The organism is Acidovorax sp. ST3, assembly GCF_003231145.1.
GTDB lineage: Bacteria > Pseudomonadota > Gammaproteobacteria > Burkholderiales > Burkholderiaceae_C > Acidovorax.
Genome location: NZ_QKVP01000014.1, coordinates 1 through 1,658, shown reverse-complemented (window position 1 = coordinate 1,658; position 1,658 = coordinate 1). Strand labels below are relative to the sequence as shown.

The 1,658-nt window shown below is 63.8% G+C and carries 2 protein-coding genes; both read left to right on the top strand.

What is annotated here, in order from left to right; translation table 11 throughout:
* Positions 1 to 732: electron transfer flavoprotein subunit beta/FixA family protein (locus tag DNK89_RS23240; RefSeq protein ID WP_238990911.1), on the top strand; the 732-nt coding region annotated here is incomplete at its 5' end.
* Positions 733 to 1,658 (top strand): electron transfer flavoprotein subunit alpha/FixB family protein (locus DNK89_RS23235; protein WP_110962002.1); only part of this gene is annotated, 926 nt, incomplete at its 3' end. It abuts the gene before it with no gap.

Below are 1,658 nucleotides of genomic sequence, written 5' to 3'. Positions count from 1 at the left end.
GTCAAGCGCGTGGTGGACTACAACGTGAAGGTCCGCGTGAAGTCGGACAACACGGGTGTGGACATCGCCAACGTGAAGATGAGCATGAACCCCTTTGACGAAATCGCCGTTGAAGAGGCCGTGCGCCTGAAAGAAAAAGGCCTGGTGACCGAAGTCATCGCAGTCTCCTGCGGCGTGGCCCAATGCCAGGAAACCCTGCGCACCGCCATGGCCATTGGCGCCGACCGCGCCATCCTGGTGGAAACCGACGTCGAACTGCAGCCCCTGGCCGTGGCCAAGCTCCTCAAAGCCCTGGTCGACAAAGAACAACCTTCTCTCATCATCCTGGGCAAACAAGCCATCGACGACGACGCCAACCAGACCGGCCAGATGCTGGCTGCTTTGGCCGACCTGCCCCAGGCCACGTTCGCCAGCAAGGTTGAACTCGCAGCCGACAAAGTCAGCGTGACCCGCGAAGTGGATGGCGGCCTCGAAACCCTGGCATTGAGCCTGCCAGCCGTCATCACCACCGACCTGCGCCTGAACGAGCCCCGCTACGTCACCTTGCCCAACATCATGAAGGCCAAGAAAAAGCAGCTCGATACCGTCAAGCCCGAAGACCTCGGCGTGGACGTGGCGCCCCGCCTGAAGACCCTGAAGGTGACCGAACCCGCCAAGCGCGGCGCAGGCATCAAGGTGGCCGACGTGGCCGCCCTGGTCGAAAAACTCAAGAACGAAGCGAAGGTGATCTAAATGTCGGTACTCGTTATTGCTGAACACGACAACGCGTCCATCAAGGGCGCCACGCTGAACACCGTCACGGCCGCCGTCGCCTGCGGCGGCGACGTGCACGTGCTGGTGGCTGGCCACAATGCCGGTGCAGCCGCACAAGCCGCCGCCAGCATCGCCGGTGTCGCCCAGGTCATCCACGCAGACGCAGCAGGCCTGGAACACGGCCTCGCAGAAAACGTGGCCGCGCAAGTGCTGGCCATTGCTTCGAGCTACAGCCACATCCTGTTTCCGGCCACCGCCAGCGGCAAGAACGTGGCCCCCCGCGTGGCTGCCAAGCTCGATGTCGCCCAGATCAGCGACATCACCAAGGTCGTCTCTCCTGACACCTTCGAGCGCCCCATCTACGCCGGCAACGCCATTGCCACCGTGCAAAGCAGCGACAGCGTCAAGATCATCACCGTGCGCACCACCGGCTTTGACGCCGCAGCCGCCACCGGTGGCAGCGCACAAGTTGAAACCGCCGCCGCCACGGCCGATGCCGGCAAGAGCAGCTTTGTGGGCAGCGAAATCGCCAAGAGCGACCGCCCCGAGCTGACGGCCGCCAAGATCATCGTCTCCGGTGGCCGGGCCCTGGGCAGCAAGGAAAAGTTCGACGAAGTCATGACCCCGCTGGCTGACAAGCTGGGCGCCGCCCTGGGTGCCAGCCGCGCGGCGGTGGACGCAGGCTACGCCCCCAACGACTGGCAAGTGGGCCAGACGGGCAAGATCGTGGCGCCGCAGCTGTATGTGGCGGCTGGTATCTCGGGTGCCATCCAGCACTTGGCTGGGATGAAGGACTCCAAGGTGATCGTGGCGATCAACAAGGATCCTGAGGCACCGATCTTCAGCGTGGCTGACTATGGGCTGGAAGCGGATCTGTTCACGGCTGTGCCGGAACTGGTCAAGGC